The 25391-nt window shown below is 61.7% G+C and carries 19 protein-coding genes and 1 riboswitch; of the genes, 1 reads left to right on the forward strand and 18 read right to left on the reverse strand.

What is annotated here, in order from left to right:
- On the reverse strand, nucleotides 1–636 hold the full coding sequence (upp, locus tag ACQY5P_RS04060; RefSeq protein ID WP_428409567.1) for a uracil phosphoribosyltransferase: 636 nt from the start codon (nucleotides 634–636) through the stop codon (nucleotides 1–3).
- Between the two features lie 74 nt (nucleotides 637–710).
- On the opposite strand from upp, the gene ACQY5P_RS04065 reads away from it, so the two are divergent.
- Nucleotides 711–1157 carry a nucleoside deaminase gene (locus ACQY5P_RS04065; RefSeq protein WP_428410628.1) on the forward strand — a complete coding sequence of 149 codons (447 nt, stop codon included), beginning with the start codon at nucleotides 711–713 and terminating at the stop codon, nucleotides 1155–1157.
- A gap of 50 nt (nucleotides 1158–1207) precedes the next feature.
- Here the strand turns inward: ACQY5P_RS04065 and leuB are convergent, their stop codons facing one another.
- The 17 genes from leuB to gltB all read right to left on the reverse strand — a co-directional run bounded on the left by leuB (nucleotide 1208) and on the right by gltB (nucleotide 25390).
- Entirely contained in the window at nucleotides 1208–2251 is a 1044-nt protein-coding gene (gene leuB / locus ACQY5P_RS04070) for a 3-isopropylmalate dehydrogenase (RefSeq protein ID WP_428409568.1), read from the reverse strand.
- Nucleotide 2252: 1 nt separating this feature from the next.
- Complete coding sequence (gene leuD, locus ACQY5P_RS04075; protein ID WP_428409569.1) at nucleotides 2253–2828, reverse strand: 3-isopropylmalate dehydratase small subunit; 576 nt, start codon at nucleotides 2826–2828, stop codon at nucleotides 2253–2255.
- Nucleotides 2828–4258, reverse strand: a complete 1431-nt coding sequence (gene leuC / locus ACQY5P_RS04080) for a 3-isopropylmalate dehydratase large subunit (protein ID WP_428409570.1) — start codon at nucleotides 4256–4258, stop codon at nucleotides 2828–2830. The genes leuD and leuC overlap by 1 nt, the downstream gene beginning before the upstream one ends.
- Complete coding sequence (locus ACQY5P_RS04085; RefSeq protein ID WP_428409571.1) at nucleotides 4255–5853, reverse strand: 2-isopropylmalate synthase; 1599 nt, start codon at nucleotides 5851–5853, stop codon at nucleotides 4255–4257. The genes leuC and ACQY5P_RS04085 overlap by 4 nt, the downstream gene beginning before the upstream one ends.
- A gap of 120 nt (nucleotides 5854–5973) precedes the next feature.
- A complete protein-coding gene (gene ilvN / locus ACQY5P_RS04090) occupies nucleotides 5974–6528 on the reverse strand; it encodes an acetolactate synthase small subunit (RefSeq protein ID WP_428409572.1) in 555 nt (184 codons plus the stop codon).
- Complete coding sequence (locus ACQY5P_RS04095; protein WP_428409573.1) at nucleotides 6525–8318, reverse strand: acetolactate synthase 3 large subunit; 1794 nt, start codon at nucleotides 8316–8318, stop codon at nucleotides 6525–6527. The genes ilvN and ACQY5P_RS04095 overlap by 4 nt, the downstream gene beginning before the upstream one ends.
- Nucleotides 8319–8338: 20 nt before the next feature.
- Nucleotides 8339–9346: a ketol-acid reductoisomerase gene (gene ilvC / locus ACQY5P_RS04100; protein ID WP_428409574.1), complete on the reverse strand. Its 1008-nt coding sequence runs from the start codon at nucleotides 9344–9346 to the stop codon at nucleotides 8339–8341.
- 20 nt (nucleotides 9347–9366) lie between these two features.
- The gene (gene ilvD / locus ACQY5P_RS04105) at nucleotides 9367–11046 is read right to left on the reverse strand and encodes a dihydroxy-acid dehydratase (RefSeq protein WP_428409575.1); all 1680 of its coding nucleotides are present in this window, start codon (nucleotides 11044–11046) and stop codon (nucleotides 9367–9369) included.
- A gap of 411 nt (nucleotides 11047–11457) precedes the next feature.
- Nucleotides 11458–12723 carry a glutamate-5-semialdehyde dehydrogenase gene (locus ACQY5P_RS04110; protein ID WP_428409576.1) on the reverse strand — a complete coding sequence of 422 codons (1266 nt, stop codon included), beginning with the start codon at nucleotides 12721–12723 and terminating at the stop codon, nucleotides 11458–11460.
- A complete protein-coding gene (gene proB, locus ACQY5P_RS04115; RefSeq protein WP_428409577.1) occupies nucleotides 12720–13895 on the reverse strand; it encodes a glutamate 5-kinase in 1176 nt (391 codons plus the stop codon). Before proB ends, ACQY5P_RS04110 begins: the two co-directional genes overlap by 4 nt.
- A gap of 9 nt (nucleotides 13896–13904) precedes the next feature.
- The gene (locus ACQY5P_RS04120; protein WP_428409578.1) at nucleotides 13905–14924 is read right to left on the reverse strand and encodes a homoserine dehydrogenase; all 1020 of its coding nucleotides are present in this window, start codon (nucleotides 14922–14924) and stop codon (nucleotides 13905–13907) included.
- 2 nt (nucleotides 14925–14926) lie between these two features.
- Nucleotides 14927–16153: a cystathionine gamma-synthase gene (metB, locus tag ACQY5P_RS04125; RefSeq protein ID WP_428409579.1), complete on the reverse strand. Its 1227-nt coding sequence runs from the start codon at nucleotides 16151–16153 to the stop codon at nucleotides 14927–14929.
- On the reverse strand, nucleotides 16150–17139 hold the full coding sequence (gene metX, locus ACQY5P_RS04130) for a homoserine O-succinyltransferase MetX (RefSeq protein WP_428409580.1): 990 nt from the start codon (nucleotides 17137–17139) through the stop codon (nucleotides 16150–16152). The genes metB and metX overlap by 4 nt, the downstream gene beginning before the upstream one ends.
- Nucleotides 17140–17230: 91 nt before the next feature.
- A riboswitch (SAM riboswitch) is annotated at nucleotides 17231–17350 on the reverse strand.
- Between the two features lie 120 nt (nucleotides 17351–17470).
- The gene (locus ACQY5P_RS04135) at nucleotides 17471–18736 is read right to left on the reverse strand and encodes a SulP family inorganic anion transporter (RefSeq protein ID WP_428409581.1); all 1266 of its coding nucleotides are present in this window, start codon (nucleotides 18734–18736) and stop codon (nucleotides 17471–17473) included.
- 18 nt (nucleotides 18737–18754) lie between these two features.
- Complete coding sequence (locus tag ACQY5P_RS04140; RefSeq protein ID WP_428409582.1) at nucleotides 18755–19597, reverse strand: helix-turn-helix domain-containing protein; 843 nt, start codon at nucleotides 19595–19597, stop codon at nucleotides 18755–18757.
- Nucleotides 19598–19608: 11 nt separating this feature from the next.
- Entirely contained in the window at nucleotides 19609–20793 is a 1185-nt protein-coding gene (locus tag ACQY5P_RS04145; RefSeq protein ID WP_428409583.1) for an LL-diaminopimelate aminotransferase, read from the reverse strand.
- 82 nt (nucleotides 20794–20875) lie between these two features.
- Nucleotides 20876–25390, reverse strand: coding sequence for a glutamate synthase large subunit (gltB, locus tag ACQY5P_RS04150; RefSeq protein WP_428409584.1), 4515 nt, complete (start codon nucleotides 25388–25390; stop codon nucleotides 20876–20878).
- Nucleotide 25391 lies beyond the last annotated feature (1 nt).

Raw genomic sequence — 25391 nt, forward strand, 5'->3', positions numbered from 1 at the left:
CTAGCCTTTGGTCCCGTAAATCCGGTCGCCGGCGTCGCCGAGGCCCGGCATGATGTAGCCGACGTCATTCAGTTCGCGGTCGAGCGCCGCAGTGATGATCGGCACGTCGGGATGGGCTTTCGAGAATTTCTCGACGCCTTCGGGTGCAGCGACGAGGCAGAGAAACTTCATTTTCTTTGCGCCCGCTTTTTTCAGCTCATTCGTAGCATCGATGGCGGTGTTCCCCGTCGCCAGCATGGGATCGACGAGAATGACAAGGCGCTCCCCGAGCTTGTCCGGCGTCTTGAAATAATAACGATGCGCCTCGAGCGTCTCATGATCGCGATAGATGCCCACATGGCCGACGCGCGCGGAGGGGATCAGATCGAGAAGCCCGTCAAGCAGCCCGTTGCCCGCGCGCAGGATCGACACGAAGCAGAGTTTTTTGCCTTCAAGGTAAGGCGCATGGAGTTTTTCCAGCGGCGTTTCAATGTCGATATGCCCGAGCTTCAGGTCTTTCGTCACTTCGCAACCGAGAATGACGGCGACTTCCCTGATGACCTGCCGGAACTGCGCCGTCGAGGTGTTCTTGTCGCGAAGGATCGTCAGCTTGTGCTGGATCAGCGGGTGATCGACGATGGTGAGATTGTCGTGCATGAGCCCTCGATTGTCTTGGCGGCTGTCGGCCTTTATCAATCATGGGGCGGAGCTTGTCCATCGGGAGGACCATGATGCTGAAGGACTGGGACAAAGAGTTCATCGAGCGGGCCTACGCCGAAGCCAAGAAGAGCTATGACGAAGGCGGGCTTCCCATCGGCTCGGTGCTGGCGCGGGGGCCGGAACTGATCGCCGCCGGGCATAATCAGCGCGTGCAGCAAGGCGACCCGATTGCGCACGGGGAAATGGATTGCCTCAGGAAAGCGGGACGCCAAAGAAGCTATCGCGATCTGACGCTTTATACGTCGCTGTCGCCCTGCATGATGTGTTCGGGAACCATCGTACAGTTCAAGATCCCTCGCGTCGTCATCAACGACACGCAGAATTTCGGCGGCAATGAGGAATTCCTGAAATCCCGCGGCGTCGAGGTGATCGATGTAGCGCATCCGGCGTCGCTCGACCTGATGGCGCGCTTCATCCGCGAGAAGCCGGAGCTGTGGAATGAGGATATTATGGAGTGAGGCCGACCGTTCGCGAAGCGAACGCAGCGGCCGAACAAGGCCACAAATACTTAGCCTGTGATCAACGCCACAACTGCATCCGTAAACGACGCCGTGTTGTCCTTGCCGCCGATGTCGCCGGTGCCGCGGCCGGACGCGAGCGCTTTCGAGACCGCCGCTTCAATGGCGTCGGCGGCGGCGCTTTCATTTAGGCTGTAACGCAACATCATCGCGGCGCTCATGATCGCGCCGACGGGGTTGGCTTTTCCCTGCCCCGCGATATCCGGCGCGGAGCCATGGATGGGCTCGTAAAGCCCGCGCGTTCCGTCGCCAAGCGACGCCGAAGGCGCAAGGCCGATGGAGCCGGACAGCACCGACGCCTCGTCGCTCAAAATGTCGCCGAAGAGATTTTCCGTGAGGATCACATCGTAATCCGCCGGCGCCTGAATGAGTTTCATCGCCATGGCGTCGACGAGCATGTGCGAAAGCTCGACGTCTTTATATTCTGCGTTGTGCAGTTCTTCGACTGCGTTGCGCCAAAGCCGGCTCGTAGCGAGCACATTCGCCTTGTCGACGGAGGCAACGCGGCCTTTGCGTTTTCGCGCCGCCTCAAAGGCGATGCGCGCCACGCGCGTCACTTCTTCCTTGGTGTAAAGGCATTCGTCGGTCGCGCGGTCATTGCCTTCCGTGCGCTCGCCGAAATACATGCCGCCCGTCAGCTCGCGCACGATCAGCATGTCGACGCCTTTGACGCGCGCCTCGCGCAGGGGCGACAGATGCTCCATGCCGGCGGCGACGCTGACAGGACGAAGATTGGCGTAAACGCCGAGCGCCTTGCGCATTTCCAGAAGCCCCGCTTCGGGACGCCGTTTCGCCTTATCCCATTTGGGACCGCCAATGGCGCCGAGAAAAATCGCATCGGCGGCGAGACAGACTTCTTTCGTTTCCGCGGGAAACGGATCGCCCGTCGCGTCGATGGCCGCGCCGCCGAAGAAGCAATCCTTGAATTCGAGCGTCAGGGAGAACTTTTTCGCCGCAGCGTCGAGAACACGCTTCGCCGCGCCCGCGACTTCGGGCCCGACGCCGTCGCCGGGAAGGAATGCGATACCCGCCATCTTATTGTCTTTCGTAAGCCTCGATGTCCGGCATCTGATTCAACAAATGGCCGAGCGGGTCAACGCCGTCGAGAAGACAGCGGCGGGCGAAAGGCTCGATGGGGAAGCGCCCCGTCTCGCCGTCGCCGAAGGTGACTTCGCAGCTTTCGAGGTCGATGGTCACTTCCGCGCCCGGCGAGGCGAGCAGTTTTTTGTGCGTTTCCTCATCGACTTCCACCGGCAGCAGACCGTTTTTCTGGGCGTTGCTCTTGAAGATGTCGGCGATGTCGGAGCTGATGACGGCGCGGAACCCGAAATCCGACAGCGCCCAGGGCGCATGCTCCCGCGAGGAGCCGCAGCCGAAATTCGAACCCGCCACCAATATCTGATGGGTTTCCGGATTGACGCCGTTGAAGACGGAAGAGTTCTTTGGCCGCCCGTCCTCATCGTAACGCCAGTCATAGAAGGCGGATTTGCCGAGCCCTTCCCGCACCGTCGTGGTCAGGAAGCGCGCCGGAATAATCTGATCGGTGTCGATATTCTCCTGCATTAGGACAACGGTGCGCGAGGTTAGTTTTTTGAACGGCTTGAATGACATTACGCGCTCTCCCGCGCAAAAAGATAAGGCCGCGGATCAGTGATGCGGCCCTCAATCGCGGAGGCCGCCGCGGTCGCGGGACTCGCGAGCACGGTGCGGACACCCTTGCCCTGGCGCCCGATGAAATTACGATTCGACGTCGACACGACCAGCTCGCCGGGCTTGCCGCTGTCGCCGTTCATAGCGATGCACATTGAACATCCGGGTTCGCGCCATTCGGCGCCCGCGGCGAGAAAAATCTCGTGAAGCTTTTCCGCTTCAGCGGCGCGCTTCACCGCTTCCGATCCGGGCACGATAAGCGCGACAACGCCGGGCTTCACTTTTCGTCCGCGCATGATGACAGCCGCCTCGCGCAGGTCCGAAAGCCGCGAATTGGTGCAGCTGCCGATGAAGACGCGGTCGACCGCAGCGTCGGCGAAGGGCTTGCCCGCTTCGAATTTCATGTAATCCGCTGCGTGATGCTCGGCGTCGCTATGCGGCGCCGGCGCAACGCCGTCGACCGGCGCGGCGGCGTCCGGCGACACGCCATAGGTGATCATGGGACGGATTTTCGTCGCATCCACATGAACTTCCTTGTCGAAATGCGCGGTCAAATCTGTCTTGAGATCACTCCACTCGGCGAGCGCCTCGTTCCAGGCGAGGCCCTTGGGCGCGAAGTCACGGCCCTTGAGCCACTCGAACGTCGTCTCGTCGGGCGCAACCATGCCGAAGCGGGCGCCCGCCTCGATGGACATGTTGCACAGCGTCATGCGTCCTTCCATGGAAAGGTTGCGCACCGCCTCGCCGGCGAACTCCATGGCGTAGCCCTGCCCGCCATCGGCGCCGATCTGGGCGATCATGGCGAGCGCCATATCTTTCGCGCCGACGCCTTGCGGCAGCACGCCGTCGAAGATGACGCGCATGGATTTGGGCTTCCTCTGCAACACGCATTGCGTCGCCAGCACATGACCCACTTCCGTCGTGCCGATGCCGAAAGCGAGCGCGCCGAACGCGCCATGGGTCGAGGTGTGGCTGTCGCCGCAGACAATCGTCTTGCCCGGTTGGGTGAGGCCAAGCTCCGGCCCGATCACATGAACGATGCCGCGGCGCGGATCGCCAAGCCCCAAGAGTTCGACGCCGTGTTTCTCACAGTTCTCGATAAGCTTTTCGACCTGGCTTTTCGCTTCCGGCGTCGCATAGGGCCATTCGCCTTTCGCGTTCGCCGGCAAGGTCGGCGTCGAGTGATCGAGCGTGCCGAAAGTTTTATCCGGGCGGCGAACTTTCAAGCCCCGACCATCGAGGACGGAGAAGGCCTGCGGCGACGTCACCTCATGGATGAGATGAAGATCGATATAAAGCACCGCCGGCGCGTCGTCCGTCTCTTCGACGACGACATGACGCTCCCACAATTTGTCGAACAAGGATTTGGGACTGGAACTGAACTCACTCATGACGCCGCCGCCTCATCTGAATACTCTGCCGCGCCCATGCGCATCGCCGCCGCCTGATTGATCGCCGCAACAAAAGCAGCAACCGCCGCATCGGCTAGATCGACTTCCTTGCCCTTGCCGAAATAGTCGCGCCCTTCCACGGTGACCACAGCATCGCAATGGACTACGCCTTCTTCGGCGTCGTGATGCAGGTCCAGCGTCTTGATGACGCCCGAGACATCCGTGATCGCGCAAACGGCGGCGAAAGCGGCGTCGATCGGCCCGCCGCCTTCTTCCGTGACCGTGCGGCTTTCGCCGTCGTCATGCTCCAGCGTCACCCGCGCAATCGGTTTTGTGTGTTCCTCCATATCGATATGGAGATCCGTGCGGCGCATGCGCCAGGGGCCGATCCGCCCATCGACGATAGAATTGCCGCTGATCAGCCTCACTAGCTGCGCATCGGTGACTTCGCGGGTCGTGTCAGCCAGCTTTTTGAACGCCGGAAAAATGTCCTCGACCTTTTGCGGTGAGATCTTGAAGCCGAGCGCCTCGGCGCGGGCGCGCACGGCGTGCTTGCCCGAATGCTTACCGAGCACGATGGAGTTGGCGGGCATGCCGACCGCTTCCGCATCCATGATTTCATAGGTGCGCTTGTCGGCCAAGACGCCATGCTGGTGAATGCCGCTCTCATGGGCGAAGGCGTTCTTGCCGACAATCGCCTTGTTGCGCGGGATGGGATTATGCGTGACCCGCGACAGAGCAAGGCTCGCCGGGTAGATGTTCTGGGTCTCGATCTGCGTCGAGACGTCAAAGAAATCCCGGCGCGTCGCAAGCGCCATGACCGCTTCTTCCAGAGAACAATTGCCTGCGCGCTCGCCGATGCCGTTGATCGCGCATTCGATCTGGCGCGCACCGCCGCGGACCGCAGCGAGAGAATTGGCGACCGCCATGCCGAGATCGTCATGACAGTGGGTGGAGAAGGTCACTTTCTCGGCGTTTTTTGCATTTTCCTTGAGGAACCGGAAAAGGTCAGTGATCTCTTCCGGCGTCGTGTAGCCGACCGTATCGGGAATGTTGATCGTCGTCGCGCCAGCTTCGATCGCGACATTCACCGCCTCGATCAGATAGTCGCGCTCGGTGCGGATCGCATCTTCCGGCGAGAATTCGACTTCATCGCACAAGGGCACAGCGAACGCCACCAACCGGCCGATGCGTTCGATGATCTCGTCTTTGGTCATTTTCAGCTTGGCGTCGCGATGGGTCGGACTGGTGCCGATGAAAGTGTGAATGCGCTTGCGACGAGCCGGCTCCAAGGCGCGCGCCGAGGCTTCGATATCCTTGTCGTTAAGGCGCGACAAGGAGCAGATCGTCGGTCCTTTGATCTCTGATGCAACGGCGGAAATCGCAGCCGCATCTCCCGGCGAGGCCGCTGCGAAACCGGCTTCGATGATGTCCACATTCAGCGCTTCGAGCGCGCGGGCGACGATGAGCTTCGCATCCGTCGCCATGGAAAAGCCCGGCGCCTGTTCGCCATCGCGCAAGGTGGTGTCGAAAATCTTTACATGATCGTCCGGCTTCACGCCTACGTCGCTAATATCTGTCTGTTCCCTGGTCATTTTTCGAATTCCTGATGTCTGTTCCTTTGAAAGCAGCCGACTTTTATCGCGCGGAGATTTCACCGCGCGGGGCTAAGGAGCAGGCTCAATAGGAATTTCTTCAAATGACCGGTCATGACGCTAATCCCTTTCGACGCCGCGCCGGATCGACAGAACGCCGGTGCGCGACACTTCGGAGAGGCCCAGAGGCTTCATCAGATCGATAAAGGCGTTGATCTTTTCCCGCGTCCCGGTGATTTCGAAAACGAACGACGTATGCGTTGTGTCGAGCGCGCGAGCGCGGAAGATGTCGGCAAGGCGCATGGACTCGACGCGGTGATCGCCTTCATTCACCACCTTCACCAGCGCCAGCTCGCGCTCCAGCGCGTCCTTTTCCGCGGACACGTCAATGACACGGCGTACAGGAACGAGACGGCCGAGCTGGGCCTTGATCTGCTCGATCTTCGACGGCGTGCCTTTCGTCACCACGGTGATGCGCGACGTGTGCTTTTCCATGTCGGTTTCAGCGACCGTCAGGCTCTCGATATTATAGCCGCGGGCGGAAATGAGGCCCACGACGCGCGACAGAACGCCCGGTTCGTTGTCGACGATGACGGCGAGGATAACCTCACGGTCCGCGCCTTCCTCGCGCGTGACGGGATAGACCGATTGCGATGGAGCATTTGTAGCGGTCATACCAGCGTCTTTCCTTGCTCGGAAACGGAGTCTTCCTTCATTTCGCCAAACAGCATCTCGTTATGCGCGGCGCCCGACGGGATCATCGGGAAGACGTTTTCTTCCTGCGTCACGACGCAGTCGAACAGCACCGGCTTCGGCGATTCGATCATCTCGATAATCTTGGCGTCGAGTTCGTCCGGCTTCTCAGCACGAATGCCGTGACCGCCATAGGCTTCGGCGAGTTTCACGAAGTCCGGCAGGCTGTCGGAATAAGAGTGCGAGTAGCGCCCGCCATGGAGGAGCTCCTGCCACTGGCGAACCATGCCGAGATAGGCGTTGTTCAGGATAAAGATCTTGATGGGCAGATCATGCTGCACCGCCGCCGACATTTCCTGCATGGTCATCTGCACGGAGGCGTCGCCCGCAATGTCGATGACGAGCGCATCCGGGTAAGCCGCCTGGACGCCGAGCGCCGCCGGCAAGCCATAGCCCATGGTGCCGAGCCCGCCGGAGGTCATCCAGCGGTTCGGCTCGTCGAAATGGAAATGCTGCGCCGCCCACATCTGGTGCTGGCCCACTTCCGTCGTGACGTAAACGTTCTTGCCGCGGGTCAGCGCGTAAAGACGCTCGATGGCGTATTGCGGTTTGATGACGTCCTTCGACCGCTTGTACTGAAACGACTTGCGCGCGCGCCAGCCGTCGATCTGCTCCAGCCAGCCCTCGATGCGGGCCCGATCATGGGTTTCTTCCTTGTCGCGGCGTTTCCACTCGGCGAGCATTGCTTCCATGATCGCGCCGGCGTCGCCGATGATGCCGATATCGACCGGCACGTTCTTGTTGATCGACGAGGGGTCGATATCGATATGGACCTTGCGCGAGTTGGGCGAGAAAGCGTCGAGACGCCCCGTGACGCGGTCGTCGAAACGCGCGCCGATGGCGATCATCAGATCGCAATCATGCATGGCGTTGTTCGCCTCAAAAGATCCGTGCATGCCGAGCATGCCGAGCCATTGCGAATCAGAAGCGGGAAAGGCGCCGAGACCCATCAGGGTCGACGTCACCGGAAAGCCCGTCGCCTTCGCCAGTTCGCGCAGCGTCTTCGACGCTTCCGGCCCGGCGTTGATGACGCCGCCGCCCGTGTATAGAACCGGACGGCGCGCATAGCGCATAAGATCGACAACCTGATCGATCTGGTTGCGATTGATCTCCGGCGTGACGATGCAGTTCCGGTTCCTTGCATCGGCGCGGGAGGTGTATTGCGCCGCTTCGAACTGGATGTCCTTCGGGATATCGATGAGGACGGGACCCGGACGTCCGTTGCGCGCGACATGAAACGCTTCGTGCACCGTCGACGATAGTGTATGCGCCGACTTGGCGAGATAATTATGCTTGGTGCAGGAGCGCGTGATGCCTGTAGTGTCGCACTCTTGAAAGGCGTCAGTGCCGATCAGCGGCCGCGCCACCTGTCCGGTGATGCAAACGATCGGTATAGAATCCAAAAGCGCGTCGGCGAGCCCGGTGACCGCGTTGGTGGCGCCGGGACCCGATGTCACCAGCGCAACGCCGACCTTGCCGGTGGAGCGCGCATAGCCCTCCGCCGCATGAAGCGCACCCTGTTCGTGGCGCACCAGAATGTGGCGGATGGTGTCGCGCGCATAAAGCGCGTCATAGATCGGCAACACGGCGCCGCCGGGATAGCCGAAAATGACTTCAACCCCCTGCTCCTCCAGCGCATCAAGGAGAAGTTCGGCGCCCGATTTAGTCATCGCCGCCGTCTTTGTCTCTTGTTTCGTTTGAGAAGCAGTCATCGCGTTCTATTTCCTTGGCCTCAGGGTTTCGTATTAGCGCCGGGCTTCAACCAGGACATGCGCGCGCGCAGCTCCTTGCCGGTCTTTTCAATCGGGTGCTCGAGATCAGCGCGCAGCATCTGGTTGTAGCGGACCTTGCCGGCCTGGTTTTCAACGATCCAGTCATGGGCGAAGGAGCCGTTCTGAATGTCTTTCAGCACTTCCTTCATGCGCTGTTTGGTTTCGGCGTTGATCACGCGCGGACCGGAAACGAAGTCGCCATATTTCGCCGTCTCGGAAATGAAGTCGTGCATGCGTGTGATGCCGCCTTCATAGAAGAGATCGACGATCAGCTTCAGTTCATGGAGACACTCGTAATAAGCGATCTCCGGCTGGTAACCGGCTTCCACCAGCGTTTCAAAGCCGGCGATGACCAGCTCCGAGGCGCCGCCGCAAAGCACCGCCTGCTCGCCGAAGAGATCGGTTTCGGTTTCTTCGCGGAAAGTCGTCTCGATGACCCCGGCCGACGCGCCGCCGATGAGGCTGGCGTAAGCGAGCGCCTTGTCTTTGGCTTGTCCCGTCGCATCCTGATGGATGGCGAAGAGGCTCGGCACGCCGCGGCCGCGCTCATATTCGGACCGCACGAGACCGCCCGGGCCTTTCGGCGCCACCATGATGACGTCCACATTCGCCGGCGGCACAACCCGCCCGTAAAGCACCGTGAAGCCGTGCGCGAAGAGGAGCGCGTCGCCGTCTTTCAGGTTCGGCGCGATCTGTTCATTGAAAATCTGCTCATGGGTCATGTCCGGCGTCAGAACGGCGATCAGCTTCGCCTGTTTCGTCGCATCGGCGACATTGGCGACTTCAAGCCCGTCTTCTTCCGCGCGCTTCGCGCCCGGCCCGCCAGGACGCACGCCGACAATGACTTTGCAGCCTGAATCACGCAGGTTCAGCGCATGGGCGCGGCCCTGGCTGCCATAACCGATGACGGCGACAACATCGTTCTTCACAATCGCCGGGTTCGCATCGTCTTCCGTATAGACTTTCATCTTTTAAAATCCCTCTAGTCTTACTCGTTGGATGTTTGAATCGTAACGGCGCCTTTCGACGCCGAGGAAACCAGTTTCGCATATTTGTCGAAGACGCCGCCCATGCGGTTCGGCGCTTTGGGTTTGAAGGCGGCGCGGCGCGCCTCCCAATCGATGTCGGCGTCGATGCGGCGCGCCTCAGCGTCGATGCGAATTTTGTCGCCGTCCCTGAGGAGGCCGATAGGACCGCCTGCGGCGGCTTCGGGCGCGACGTGGCCGATGACGAAACCGTGCGACGCTCCGGAAAAGCGCCCGTCGGTGATGAGCGCCACCTTGCCCGCAAGGCCCTGGCCCGCAACCGCGGCGGTCGTCGCCAGCATTTCGCGCATGCCGGGCCCGCCTTTCGGCCCTTCGTAGCGGATGACGACGACATCGCCTTCCTTGATCTGGCGGTCGTTGACCGCCTTGAAGGCGGCTTCTTCGCCCTCAAAGACGCGCGCGGTTCCTTCAAAAGCGCCGTCGGCATAACCGGCGGTTTTCAGAACCGCGCCTTCAGGCGCGAGATCGCCGTAAAGAATCCGGAGGCCGCCCGTTTCTTTGAACGGGTCGGCCACAGCGTGCACGACCTTTTGGCCGGGCGTTTCCTCCGCTGTTTTAAATTCGTCGAAGAGCGACTTGCCGGAGACCGTCGGCGCATCGGCGATCTTGCCGCCTTCCATCAGTTTCTGACCGAAGAGGCGCACGCCGCCCGCCGCGTAGAGATCTTTCGCCAGATACTGCCCGCCCGGTTTCAGGTTGGAGATCACCGGCGTCGTGCGCGAAAGCTCGTCAAAGAGATCGATGGAGAACGGAACGCCCGCCTCCGCTGCGATCGCAGCGAGGTGCAAGACAGCATTTGTTGACCCCCCCGAAGCGACCACCGAGACCGCCGCGTTGCGCAAGCTGGTTTCCGAAATGAACTGACGCGCGGTCTTGCCTTGCTTGACCAGCTCAGCGGCGAGCTTGCCGCAGCGAACGCCCTCGGCCGCCTTTTCCTCCGCAATCGCCGGCGGATCGCCCGCGCCGACAGGGGCGAGCCCCAGAAACGCCAGCGCCATGGCCATGGTGTTCGCGGTAAACTGACCGCCGCAGGCGCCGGCGCCCGGACAGGCCTTGCGTTCGATCTGATCGAGTTCTTCGTCGGAATAATCGCCCTTGGCGTGGGCGCCGACCGCTTCGAAAACATCCTGAATGGAGAGGTCTTTTTCCTCGCCGCGGAATTTGCAATGCCCCGGCATGATCGTGCCGCCATAGAAAATGACGCCGGGAATATCCATGCGCGCCAGCGCCATCGCGGCCGCCGGCAGGGTCTTGTCGCAGCCGACGAGAATGACGGCCGCGTCAAGCGAATGTCCGCGTACGGCCAATTCGATGGAGTCGGCGATCACTTCGCGGGAGATCAGCGACGCGCGCATCCCCTCGCCGCCCATGGTGATGCCGTCGGAGACGACAATGGTGTTGAAATCGACCGGCGTCGCGCCGCCGGCGCGAATGCCTTCGCGAACGGGCGCGGCCAATTGGTCGAGATGCATGTTGCAGGGCGTCACCGTGGACCAGGTGTTCACCACCGCGATGATCGGCCCTGCGAGTTCCTCATCGCCCAGCCCTGTCGCGCGCAGCATCGCCCGGGCCGGCGCTTTTGCTGGCCCCTTGGTGATTGCATCTGATCTCTTCGTCGTCATCTCGTCCGTTCATTCTTTCTGAACGGACCGCCCGGGCATGAAAAAACCCGCTTCCTTTCGGGAGCGGGCTGTCCGGAGGTCCGTCGTGCTAAATTAGCGCGCGGGCTCCATGGCCGCTCCCCGAATGGGGCTAATAAGGAGTACGAGTACGAGCAGCAGAGACGATACAGCCATAAGCATAGGGTCCGCGACTAACGCGCCCTCTCCCTTCAAGCCGATATCCGCCAAAGCCCGCATTTCACTACTCTTTCGCGCCGTTTTTTGCAGCGCAGAACCCGATTACATCCGGGCCTGTTAACAAACAAGGAAAAAATGCCCGAATGCGTCATTTTTTTCGATGAGGGCGCTCACCGTGCGCGCTGCTTTGGCAGATTCTGCTCATGATGGAATCGGATCGGCTGGAGGCGAAGATTATGGGCGAACCTGCCCGGTCCCGCGCACCACATTCTTGTAAGTCGTCAATTCCTCAACGCCGGCGGGTCCCCGCGCATGGAGGCGGCCCGTGGCGATGCCGATTTCGGCGCCGAGGCCGAACTCGCCCCCATCGGCGAACTGCGTCGAAGCGTTATGCATGACGATGGCGCTGTCGACTTCGTTGAGGAACCGCTTCGCCGTTTCCTCATTTTCGGTGACGATGGATTCCGTGTGGGACGACGAATATTGGGCGATGTGTTCAATGGCCCCAACGACGCCGTCAACGATGGCGACGGAGAGGATCGGCGCCAGATATTCGGTATGGAAATCTTCTTCGCTCGCGGGCGCCACATCTGGATCGATTTTCCGCAACGCCTCATCGCCGCGCAATTCGCAGCCTTTTTTCCGTAGCGCACTGGCGATTTTCGGCCAAATGTTTTCCGCAACCGCCTTGTCGATCAGCAACGTCTCCGCCGCCCCGCAGACGCCGGTGCGCCGCATCTTTGAATTGACGACGATCTCCACTGCTTTCTTCGGGTCCGCGTCGCGGTCCACATAGACATGGCAGACGCCGTCGAGATGGGAGAGCACGGGGACGCGCGCCTCTTCCTGCACGCGTGCGACTAGGGACTTTCCGCCGCGGGGAATGACAAGATCGATGCGCCCGCCGAGTCCCGACAACAACGCGCCCACCGCCGCCCGGTCCGGCGTCTCCACGAATTGCGCCGCGCCTTCGGGAAGACCCGCAACGCCCAGCGCATCATGGAAGCAATCGAACAGCGCCTTCGAGGTTTTGATGCATTCCGACCCGCCGCGCAGGATGACGGCGTTGCCGGCTTTCACCGCAATCGCCGCCGCATCGACAGTTACATTGGGCCGGCTTTCATAGATGACCGCGATGACGCCGATGGGCGTTCGGACGCGTTCGATTTCCAGTCCGTTGGGCCGCGACCATTTCGCGATAGATTTGCCCACGGGATCGGGAAGCGCGGCGATGTCTTCAAGCGCTTTGACGACGCTTTCCATACGTTCAGAATCAAGCGCCATGCGGTCAATGAAGGCTGCGTCCTGCCCCTTGGCTTTGGCGGCGGAAAGGTCGGCGGCGTTGATCTCGAGAATCTCGCCGGCGCGTTCGCGGACCAGCGCCGCGGCCTTGGTCAGCGCCGCGTTCTTCCGTTCCGTAGAAGCCGACGCCATGGCGCGGGCGGCCTCGCGCGCCTTTGCCGCGAGCCCATCCATATAGGCGGCAACATCGCCAGTCATCGCTCGCTCCTTAAAATGAGGTCGTCTTTCTCCACCAGCGCCGGGCGGCGGCGATAACCGAGCAGCGTTTCGATCCGCTCGGATTTGGCGCCCGCGACCTTGCGCGCGTCGCCTGCATCGTAAGTCGAAAGCCCCTGCCCGATCACCTGCCCGTCAGCAGTCACGATCTCCACGGCGTCGCCGCGCGAAAACGCGCCGGTGATTTCCTTGACGCCCGCAGGCAAAAGGCTCGCGCCCGATTGCAGCGCCTTCGCCGCGCCGTCGTCAATGACGATGCGGCCGGAAGGCTTCAAGCGTCCGGCGATCCATTGCCGTCTTGCCCCTTCATGGCTGATGGACGCGCGGAACAGCGTCGCCGCGCCGCCGTCGAGCATGGCTTTCAACGGATGATCGACGAGCCCCGGCGCGATGATCGTATCGCAGCCGGCGCCGCCCGCGATTTTCGCCGCAGCCACTTTCGACGCCATGCCGCCGGAGCCGACGCCCGCATCCCTATTGACGCCGCCCGCCATCGCTTCGACTTCAGGCGTGATCGCCTCCACCACGTCGACATGCTCTGCTGACGGATTTTTGCGTGGATCGGCCGTGTAAAGACCGTCAATGTCGGACAAAATAATGAGAAGATCGCTTTCTACGAGCTGCGCCGCATGGGCTGCGAGGCGGTCATTGTCGCCATAGCGGATTTCGCTGGTCGCGATCGTGTCGTTCTCGTTGACCAGCGGCAGCGCGCCAAGATCGAGCAGCGTACGGAAGGTTGCGCGCGCATTCAAATAGCGGCGGCGGCTTTCCGTATCGTCGAGGGTCAGCAGGATCTGCGCAATCGCTATGTCATGAGGCGTGAATGCGGATTGCCACGCCTGCGCCAGCGCGGCCTGCCCCGCTGCAGACGCCGCCTGTTTTTCATCAAGCCGCAAGGCGCTGGATAGGCCGAGCCTCTGCCGTCCCAGCGCAATCGCGCCCGAGGTGACAACCACCACTTCGCATCCGCTTTCTCGCAAATCCGCAATGTCTTCCGCGAGCGACGCGAGCCACGCCTCACGAACGGCGCCGCCGCCTTCTTCCGCGGTCGCGCACAAAATCGCCGAGCCCACCTTGATCACAAGGCGTTTTGCGGCGCGCGTAGCATCCGACGCGGCGCTCCGCGCCGCGTTTTGATGTTCATCCGAAGACATGGATCGCTTCTAGCTGAAGGTCTTTACGCGGCGCAAAGTATTTTCACCGGCGTCCGGCGGCGTCTGCGCGATCTTTTCAAGCTCGGCGAATATGCTGGCGACGGTGGGCGTGCGTCCGGCGCCCTTGCCCTGACAGGTGAACTCCGCCCCGCCGATATTGACGACGCGCAGCGCATTGCCCTCGCCTTCCACAGTAGCGAAGAGCGGATCGTCATCGACGCGTTCGAACCGCACCCGTGCGGAAATCCCGCCGTCCGGCGCGCGTTTCACCACCGACATCTGACGCCACACGCCGCCTATCTTCAAAAACTCGGAGGCGCGCTCCGCTGTCAGCGGCTCAACGCGGATGGCGTTCTGATCGATCTCCTTGCCGAAGGCTTCATAGGTGAGGATCGAAATCTTGGCGCGCGCATCCTCGCCGGAAAGATCAGCCGTCGGATCCGGTTCGGCAAAGCCCGCTTCCTGCGCCGCCTTCACCGCATCTTCGAATGAGGCGCCTTCCTTCAGTGCAGAGAGGATGAAATTGACCGTGCCGTTGAGGATCGCCGAAATCTGGCGCGTCTCGCCCTCCTTGCGGGCGCGGCGCATCGTTTCGACCATAGGCGCGCCGCCGCCGACAGACGGCGAATAGGCGAAGATGACTTTGTTACGGTTTGCGAGATCGTGCAGTTCCGCAAGATGGCCCGCAATCGCCTGCTTGTTCGCCGTCACGATGTGGACGCCGCGGGCGAGCGCCGCTTCAATGAGTCGCCTTCCCGCTTCGCCGGTGGGAAGCGCGTCCACAACGACATCCGGCTGCTCCACAAGGAAAACATCCGGGTCCGAATAGGTGCGCAGCGATTTCAGCCGTTCGTCGCGAGGTTTCGACGGATCGCGCACCAGCGCGGCGCAGAGCGCATAGGGTTCCGACGGCTCCGCAAGGCGCAGCGCCGCGCCTTCGCCGATCACGCCGAGTCCCGCGACCGCAACTCTCAACCGTCTCGCCACAGCGGCGCCTTCGCTGTCTCCAGCGCTAACCTTATCTTTCACATCTACGCACATTTGCTTGCCGCCCCACTCGACAGATACGCCACTTTGCCGGCGCCAGCATCGCTCGCACGGTCCAGCGCCTCAACTATATCTCGCACAAGATCGTCGCCATGCTCAAGCCCGATGGAAAACCGGACAAGGCGGTCGGAAATTCCGGCGATTTCCCGCGCTTCCGGCGTCATCGCCGCATGGGTCATGGTCGCCGGCGTGCAAACAAGGCTTTCAAACCCGCCAAGCGACTCCGCAATCGTAAAGAACTTCAGGTTGCGCAACAGCTCGATCACATCGACGCCTTCGGCGAATTCCACGGAGAACATGGAGCCGAAACCTTTTTGCTGCGATTTCGCAATTTCATGGCCCGGATGGTTAACAAGACCGGGATAGTAGACATTGGCGACGCGATCGTCCGCAGCAAGCCGCGAGACCACGCCGCCAGCCGTCGCCTGCTGCCGCTCGACGCGAGGGAATAGCGTTCTAAGGCCGCGCAGGGTCAGGAAACTGTCGAAAGGCGCCCCGGTGACGCCGGTGCAATTCGCCCACCAGGCAAGCTCGTCGCCGAGCGCCTTGTCTTTGGCGAGCACTGCGCCGCCGACCACATCGGAATGGCCGTTGATGAATTTCGTCGTGGAGTGAACGACGATGTCGCAACCGAGATCGAGCGGACGCTGCAGCGCCGGCGACAGGAAAGTGTTATCCGCGACGACAATGGCGCCGCATTCCTTCGCATGGGCGACCACCGCCCGAATGTCGGTAATTCGCAGGAGTGGATTCGACGGTGTTTCCACCAGCACCAGCTTCGGCTTGCGCGCGAAGGCTTTCGCCAGTTCTTCCGGATCCGTCTGGTTCGCATAGGCGAGCTCGAACTGGCCGCGCTTTGCGCGCGCGGTCAAAAGACGGTGGGTGCCGCCGTAACAGTCATGGGGCGCCAGCACGACCTCGCCCGGATCGACGAGATTAAGCACGAGGTCAAGCGCCGCCATGCCGGAAGAAACAACGACGCCGCGCGCCGCGCCTTCAAGTCCTGCGAGCGCCTCTTCAAGCTGCGTGCGCGTCGGATTGCCGGAGCGCGCATAATCATATTGTGGCTTTTCAAGCGGATCGTTCCAGCCGTAATTGGCGGAAAGATGCAGCGGCGGCGACACCGAGTTGAACGCCGGATCCGTCGCGACGCCGGCCGTAGAGATCAGCGTTTCAGGATGCAGGGCGCGAGGGCGCTGGGCGTCGCTCATGATTTTTTCTCCTCGAAGAATTTTTTTATGTGGGGGCCGATGAGATCGGCGTTTTTCAGAAAGGCGTCATGTCCGTAGAGAGACGGTATTTCGACAAAGCTCGATATGCGCAGGCCGTCCGCAAGACGTTTGAGGTCACAGAGCGGCGTCAGGCGGTCGCTCGACGGCGCAATGATAAGGCTGTCGGTTTCAATCTTCGCGGGATCGACGCGGTGACGGTCGATGGAATCGGAGAGCGTCACATAACGCTGGGGCTCGAGATGATACGCATCGCCGCGGGAAATGAGATAATCGCAGATGTCGTATGGCGTTCCAGCTTTCTCGCCGGGCGCGCTCTCGAAGCGCTCAGCGAATTCCTCCGGCGTTCTGTAGGTCACCATGGCGATCTGGCGCGCCAGCGACACGCCGGCCTTGGCGTCGCCGTGCTTTGCGGCGAACTCGATGACGCGGCGCTGCACGCCTCTGAGCGCCGTCGCCGACGGATGGGCTCGATCCGGCGCGGAAATGGCGCAGAGCTTTTCGATGCGGTCCGGATAGGTTTCCGCGAAGGCAAGCCCGATCATGCCGCCGTAAGAGGCGCCGACGAAGCCGTAAAGTTTTTCAATGTCGAGCACGTCGAGCGCGTCGGCGAGCGCGCGGGCGTGGTCGTGGGTGGTGATGGTGCGCGCCGTTTCGCCGGGATTGGGCAGAAAATCGAACCCGATGACGCAGAAACGGTCGAGGTCGATAAAGCCGCCGGGCGCGATGACGTCGCGCCACCAGCCGTCGCTGTCCTTGCAAGGCGCAACGGCGCGGCCGGCGGAAATGCCGCCCGCCGCAACAATGGCCGGATTTTCAAGCTCGCCGTAAACCCGAACCTTGAGTTCGGGACGGCTCAACGTCTCGCCACTGTCGAGAATGAAATCCGAAGGCAGAAATACGCTCACATCGCAAAAGGGCTGCGACTTTTGCGTTGCCTCAAAGCGTTCTTTTTGTGCTGCGGTCATTGCCGGCCTCTTAGCGTTCCACGTCAACTCGTCAGGAAATTCGCTAGAGACCTAAATCGGACTTTTTTCGCGCAGTGCGCCTTACTCGTCCGACCCATCTCTCGGGAGAAATCTCCCGCAGGAATTGGCACCTTTCCCAAAGTCCGGTCAGAACTTCTCGGCGGTTGCCCCAGCGTCAAAGGGCCTATCCCTCGGCTGGTCTTGATGAGTTGTTTGGTGGGATACTTCGCAGCCGCGAAGCCGTCAACAGGATATTTCAAGGAAAAGGCAAAAATGACCCAATCTGCCAAATGATTGGCACATTAGCCTATTTCTACTGCTACCGCCCTTATCACCGCTCCGGGACCTCCCAATCAGCAGGCGGAACATCGCGCCGCTGCAGGCGGATCGCAAGGCCCAACGAGACGCCGACCCCGATCGCAATGGTCAGGTCCGCCACCACTGTCAGGACCAGCGTGAGGATCAGCAACGCCCGGTCCGAAAGTCGCCCTTCGAGGAAGTAGCTCCGCCATTTATGCGGCTCGCTCATATTCCACGCAGTGATCATCAAAAGCCCAGCGAGCGCCGGCATGGCGAGATAACCGGCGAGCGGCGCGGCGGCGATCATGACGATCAAAATCGTCAGCGCATGGACGAGCCCCGCGACCGGGGTCTTGCCCCCTGCCCTGACATTGGTCGCGGTGCGCGCAATGGCGCCGGTCGCCGGCAATCCGCCAAAGAGGGCAGAACCAATATTCGCCGCGCCCTGAGCCAGAACCTCCGCATTCGGACGATGCTTGCCGCCGCTCATGCGGTCGGCGACCATAGCGGAAAGCAATGACTCAACGCCCGCGAGAAACGCGATGACAAATGCGGACGGCAAAAGCTCCTGCACCCGTGCGAGCGTAAACGCCGGGAGCTGCGGCGCCGGCAGATGGTTCGGCAGCGCGCCGAACCGCGAGCCGATCGTATCCACGGGCAAAGCGAAGATCAGCGCTGCGGCGGAGGTCAGCCCGACCGCCACAATAAGCCCCGGCCATTTCGGCGCGAGCCGGCGCAGTCCCACAATCAAGCCGATTGTGATGACGCCCAGAAGGAAGGCGGACAGGTTAAAACTCTCCCGCGCGTCCCAGAGGGCCGGGATTTTTTCCAGGAAATGGGCAGGAACGGCCTCCATGGAAAGACCGAAAAGATCCTTCAACTGGCTCGCGGCGATCACCACCGCAATGCCGATGGTGAAGCCGTTGACCACCGCTTCGGGTACGAAGCTGATAAGTTTGCCTGCTTTGAAAAGACCGGCGATGACAAGAATGACGCCGGCCATCAAGGTCGCGAGCACCAGTCCGTCATAGCCGTGATCGGCGATGACGCTGTAAACGACAACGATGAAAGCGCCCGTCGGCCCGCCGATCTGCACCCGGCTGCCGCCAAGCGCGGAAATGAGAAACCCGCCGATAATCGCTGTCACCAGTCCGGTTGCCGGGTCGGCGCCCGAGGCAATGGCGATGGCCAGGCTCAGGGGGATTGCAACCATGGCGACGGTGACGCCAGCGACGAGGTCTGCTGCGAACAGCCCGGGCGTATAAGTTTTCATGGTCATCAGAATTTTAGGAATCATGGCCGCCCTTGCGCCCCGCTATCCTACAAGGCTGAAGGGCGAACCATGATTGATTTTGCGGCGCTCCGCCAGCGTCATCCTGACGAGGATATGCGGGCCGTCGATGAAATCCTGCGGCGTGCGGCCGTTGAATTCCTTGAACTCACGGATGAAATGCGCCTGATCGTAATAGCCGGTGCGGGCGATCTCCCGCCAGTCCGTGAGGTCGTCCCAAGCGAGACGGTTCGCCGCATGAAGCGCGCGAAACTTGCGGTGAAGCTTCTTCGGGCTTGCGCCGAAATAGGCCTTGCACAAACGGTCGACCTGACGGTGCGAGAGATCGACATTGTTCAGAAGATGTTCGATTTCATTCGGTTCCGGATCGACGATCCACTTCGTCACCTGTTCGATGAAATCCTCGCGGATGCGCCAACGGTCAGAAACGAGCGACATGAAGAATTTATCCGCCGCCGCCACTGCTTCCTTCTGGCCGCTCGCACCGAACACGGCGTCCATTAGCGCCCTGGAGGTTGCGGGTATATTATCTGCAAGCGGAAGAATGCGGTCAGCCGCCTCTTCGGCGCTGTAGCCGAAGAGCTTGCACCAGCCAAGCGGGGTGATCGCAGCCCCAAAAACGCTGGCGCCGGCGGTAAAGTGAATATTGCTCCAGCGCTGGGTCGAACCGCATAGAATGGCGCTGGGGCGTGAAAAGGGCACCATCTCGCCCATGAGATCGCTGGAAACGGCGCCGTTCAGTACGAACCGCACATTGGCGATCTCGGCGCGCATGATGTCGGCGATTTCGAAGGGGAGCGATACGAAGTAATAGCTGCTGACAAGTTTCTGCAAGGGGGCGCAAGGCTCGTAATACGCAAACTCCACAAACCCTCCCGCTAATTGCCCTGGAACACCTTTCTCAAATTCCGCGCCGCCTGCCGGATGCGCTGCTGATTTTCAACGAGACCGATGCGCACAAATCCTTCGCCATATTCGCCAAAACCAAGCCCCGGGGCAACGGCGACGTCTGCGCGCTCCATCAGCATCTTGGCGAATTCCACCGAGCCCATGCTCCGGTATTTCTCCGGAATTTCGGCCCATGCAAACATAGACGCTTCAGGGGACGGAATGTTCCATCCGGCCGCCGAGAAAGAATCGACCAGCACATCCCGGCGGCGTTTATAGGTCGCCCGGATTTCCTCGACGCATTCCCACGGCCCGTCGAGGGCGGCGACGGCCGCCACCTGGATCGGCGTAAAGGCGCCGTAATCGAGATAGGATTTGACCCGCGCCAGCGCATTGATGAGGCGTTCATTGCCGACCGCCATGCCGACGCGCCAGCCGGCCATGGCGAACGTCTTCGACAGGGAGTTGATTTCGACGGCGATGTCTTTCGCGCCCTCGACTTCGAGGATCGAGGGCGGCGCCTCGTCGCCAAAATAGATTTCGCCATAAGCGAGGTCAGAAAGAATATAGATGTCGTGCTTTTTCGCGAGCGCGACCGCATCCTTGTAAAAGTCGAGACCGACCGTCTGCGCCGTGGGGTTCGAAGGATAATTGAGCACCATCGCCCGCGGCTTCATATGGGCACGGCCGATGGCCTCCGAGAGACCGGACAGATATTTCTCCGGCGAAGGCGACGGCACAGCGATGATGACGCCGCCCGCAATGATGAAGCCGAAAGCGTGAATGGGATAGGCGGGGTCGGGCGCCAGAACAACATCACCCGGTCCGGTGATCGCCTGGGCGAGGTTCGCAAAGCCTTCCTTGGAGCCGATGGTGGCGACGATTTCGGTCTCGGGTTTCAGCTTCACGTTAAAGCGGCGCTCGTAATAGCGGGCCATGGCGCGTCTAAGTCCAATGATGCCGCGCGAGGCCGAATAACGATGCGCCCGCGGATTGCGCGCCGTCTCGCACAGCTTGTCGACGATGTGCTGCGGCGTCGGCATGTCGGGATTGCCCATGCCGAGATCGATAATGTCGCGCTTTTCGGCGCGCAGCTTCGCCTTCAGCTTGTTTACCTCCTCAAAGACATAGGGAGGGAGCTGTTTGATGCGGTGGAACTCTTCCTGACTGCTCATGCGATGCTTGTATCAGTGATTGTTGTTGCTTTTATGGCCGCCGGCTTGTCCGGCGAGACAAGCCGCTTTTTCTGTCAGATCCTCACGCTGATTTGGCCGCCTCGGCAATCGCCTTTTCGCGCGCAAGGATCTCCCGCGGCTCGATGACCCAGAATTTCGAGCGGGCGTTCGACCAATCATCGAGGATGGCCCGCGCCTTGGGAGATTTCGTCTCGCGCCAGTGGCGCTCGATAAGGGCGAGGCATTCATTGTGATCGTCGCCGTCGCGGAAGGCGCGCAACTCCACGCTTTCCGGGTTCACGGAAGATTCAAAATCGCCGGTTTCGTCGAACACATACGCGCGCCCCCCGGTCATGCCCGCGGCGAAGTTGGCCCCAACCGTGCCGAGGATCACCGCGACACCGCCGGTCATATATTCGCAGCCATTGGCGGAGCAGCCCTCGATCACTGTGACGGCGCCCGAGTTCCGGACCGCAAAGCGCCCGCCGGCCCGTCCCGCCGCAAAGAGGGCGCCGGAAGTTGCGCCGTAAAGACAGGTGTTGCCGATGATGGCGTCATTGGCGGTCGAATTCGCGTCAGCCGGGCGCACCACCAGCGTCGCGCCGGAAAGCCCCTTGCCCACATAGTCGTTGGCGTCGCCATCGACGATCACTTTCAGGCCGAAAGCGGAAAAGGCGCCGAGCGACTGGCCCGCCGAGCCTTTGAGGCGCAGCGTGACATGGTCCTCGGTCAGATCCTCCGCCTTGTAATTGCGAACGATGAAGGACGACGTGCGCGCGCCGATGGCGCGGTCGGTGTTCTTCACCGGATAGGAAAGCTGGACTTTCTCGCGGCGCTCGAAGAACGGCGCGAGGTCGGGCGCGATGCGCTGGTCGAGCGTGTCGCCCACTTCCTTGCGGCCCGTGCGCGACGAACGCCGCGGCCGTTCGCCTGCATCGACCAGGGTCAGGATGGGGTTCAAATCGAGATCGTCGAGATGCGACGCGCCGCGCGAGACCTGATGTAGAAGATCGGCCCGGCCGATAATTTCCTCCAAAGACGTCGCGCCAAGCGACGCCAATATCTGCCGGGTTTCCTCGGCGATGAAGGTCATGAGGTGAACCACATGTTCCGGCAGCCCCGGGAAACGCTTGCGAAGATCTTCATCCTGGGTGCAGACGCCCACGGGACAGGTGTTCGAATGACACTGGCGCACCATAAGGCAGCCGAGCGCCAGCAGCGACACCGTGCCGATGCCGTATTCTTCGGCGCCGAGCATCGCCGCGATGACGACGTCTCGGCCCGTGCGAATGCCGCCATCGGTGCGCAAGGTGACGCCGTCGCGAAGATTGTTCAGCGTAAGAACCTGATGCGCCTCCGCGAGACCGAGCTCCCACGGCGCGCCGGCGAATTTGATCGAGGTTTGCGGGCTGGCGCCCGTGCCGCCGACATTCCCGGAGATCAGGATGACGTCGGCTTTGGCTTTGGCGACGCCCGCCGCAATGGCGCCGATGCCCGACGCGGAGACGAGCTTCACGCAGACCCGCGCATCGGGATTGATCTGTTTCAGATCGTAGATGAGCTGCGCCAGATCCTCGATGGAATAGATGTCGTGGTGCGGCGGCGGCGAGATCAGCATCACGCCGGGGGTCGAGTGACGCATCCGGGCGATGAACTCGGTCACCTTGAAGCCGGGAAGCTGACCGCCCTCGCCGGGCTTTGCGCCTTGCGCAACTTTGATCTCCAACTCGCGGGCCTGATTGAGATATTCCGCCGTCACCCCGAAACGGCCTGAAGCGACCTGCTTGACCGCAGAATTGGCGTTGTCGCCATTGGGAAGCGGCTTATAGCGCTCGGGCACCTCGCCGCCCTCGCCTGACACCGACTTCGCGCCGATGCGGTTCATGGCGATATTGAGCGCGCCATGGGCCTCCGGCGACAGCGCGCCCAGCGACATGCCGGGCGTCACAAAACGCCGGCGGATGTCATTCGCCGTCTCCACCTTGTCGACGCCGATCGGATCGGCCATGGGGCGCACGCGCAACAGGTCGCGAATTTGCGAGGGCGGCTGGTCGGCCAGCGCCTCCGAATAGCGCGCATAGGCTGTCGGGTCGTCGTTCCTCACCGCCTGTTGCAGATCGTGCACCAGTTCGGCTTCGAGAATGTGGTGCTCGCCGCGGCGGCGGTGACGGTAGAAGCCGCCCACGGGCAGGCGCGGCGCCGCCCTGCCCCAGGCTTCGTCGTGCAATTGCGCCGACATTTTCTCAAGGCCGGCGAGACCGATGCCGGAAATACGGCTGGTCATGCCGGGGAAGAATTCCTGCACCAGCGTGCGCGAGAGACCCAGCGCCTCAAAATTGCAGCCGCCGCGATAGGCGGAGATGACCGAAATCCCCATCTTGGAAATGATCTTGAGAAGCCCGGCTTCGAGTGCCTTCTTGTAGTTATAGGCGCAGCGTCCGAGCGCGAGGTTCGGGAAGCGTCCCTGCGCATGAGCCTGCGCAATGGAATCGCAGGCGAGATAGGGGTTCACCGCCGTCGCGCCGACGCCGACCAGGACGGCGCAATAATGCGCATCGACGCACTCCGCCGAGCGCACAATGATGGAGCAATAAGTCCTGACGCCTGCTTTCGTGAGATGCGCATGAACGCCGCCCGCCGCGAGGATCATAGGGATGGCGATGCGCCCCGGCCCCTGATGCTCGTCGGTCAGAACGACGCTGCCCGCGCCGTCGCGCACGGCGGCTTCTGCCTCGGCGCGGATGCGGTTGAGCGCGCTTTGCAGCGCCTCGCCATTATTGCGGACATTCCCCACGGCGTAGGTGCAGTCGATCTCGACGATCTTCGCATCGAGATAATCCCACAGCCGCGCATACATGCCATTGGTCAGGATCGGGCTTTCGAGCACGAACACGTCGGTCTGGGTCTTGTCGGTGACGAGAATGTTGCCGAGATTCTTGAACCGGGTCTTCAAACTCATCACGCCGTCTTCGCGCAACGGGTCGATGGGCGGGTTCGTCACCTGGCTGAAATTCTGGCGGAAGAAATGTGAGAGCGGCCGGTATTTCTCTGACAATACGGCAATCGGCGTGTCGTCGCCCATGGAGCCGACGGCCTCCTTGCCCTCCTCCACCATGGGACGAAGGATCAGCTCCAGCGCTTCGAGGTCGTAGCCGGCTGCGCCCTGACGGCGGAGCAGTTCCTCGCCTTCGAAAATCCGTTCTTCCGGACCGGGGCCGATTTTCGGCTCCAGCTCGACAATGTTCTCAAGCCACTCTGTGTACGGATGTTTGTCCGCCAGAAGGTCGAGGATCTCGTCGGAATTATAGAATTTCGCATTGTCCATATCGACGGCGATCATCCGGCCCGGCTCGATGGCGCCGCGTTTTTTCACCACCCGCCCTTCGAGCGGACACATGCCGGTCTCCGAGCCCACGGCCAGAATGCCGTCCTCGGTGATGGCGTAACGAAGCGGGCGCAGGCCGTTGCGGTCGAGGCCGGCGACCGCCCATTGACCGTCATAGGCGGCGATGGCGGCGGGACCGTCCCACGGCTCCATCACGGCGTTGCAATATTCGTAAAGCGCGCGCCATTTCGGCGGCATCACGGAAAGGCGTTTCGACCAAGCCTCGGGAATGAGCAGCGTCTTGGCCATGGGCGCCGTGCGCCCCGCGCGCACAAGCAATTCGAACACTTGATCGAGCGTGCCGGAGTCCGATGAGCCCGGCTGGATCACCGGCTTGATGTCGTCGCCGTCGCTGCCGAAGACTTCCGCCGCCATGGGAATTTCATGGCTCTTCATCCAGTTGACGTTGCCTTTGAGCGTATTGATCTCGCCATTATGAGCGAGCATGCGGAAAGGCTGCGCGAGACGCCACTCGGGAAAGGTGTTGGTGGAGTAGCGTTGGTGGAAGATGGCGACGCGGGAAATGAACCGCTCGTCCTGAAGATCGGGATAGAAATTGTCGATCTCCTGCGCGAGGAACATGCCCTTATAGACGATGTCCTGCGAGGACAGCGAGCAGACATAAAGCTCATGCAGCCCGTCGAGACGCGCGCGTTTTTCGATGCGCCGGCGCACCACATAAAGAATGCGGTCAAGCTCCTCCTGGCTGCGGCCTTTCGGATCGCAGAAGAGAACCTGTTCGATATCGGGGCGGGTTGCATTGGCTTTGGCGCCGAGCACCCGCGCCTGAACGGGCACCTGGCGCCAGCCATAGATGTAAAAGCCGCGATGGAGAATTTCAGACTCGACGATCGCCCGGGCCGCATCCTGCGCGCCAAGATTGGTGCGCGGCAGGAACAGCATCCCGACGCAGATGTCCTTACCGTCCGCCTTGTGGCCGGTGCGCTCAACATAAGACCGGAACAACTCCTGCGGCACGTTGATGCGGATGCCGGCGCCGTCGCCGGTCTTGCCGTCAGCGTCGACGGCGCCGCGATGCCAGACGGCTTTCAGCGCCGCGATGGCCATCTCGACGATCTCCCGGCGCGGCTTGGCGTCAAGCGCGGCGACAAGGCCGACGCCGCAAGCGTCACGCTCCGAGGACGGATCATAGGCGCCCGCCTCGGTGAGGCGGGCGCGGCGGCGCAGATAGGTCGATACGCAGTCAGTCATC

The organism is Hyphococcus sp. (assembly GCF_965267305.1).
Taxonomy (GTDB): domain Bacteria; phylum Pseudomonadota; class Alphaproteobacteria; order Caulobacterales; family Parvularculaceae; genus Hyphococcus.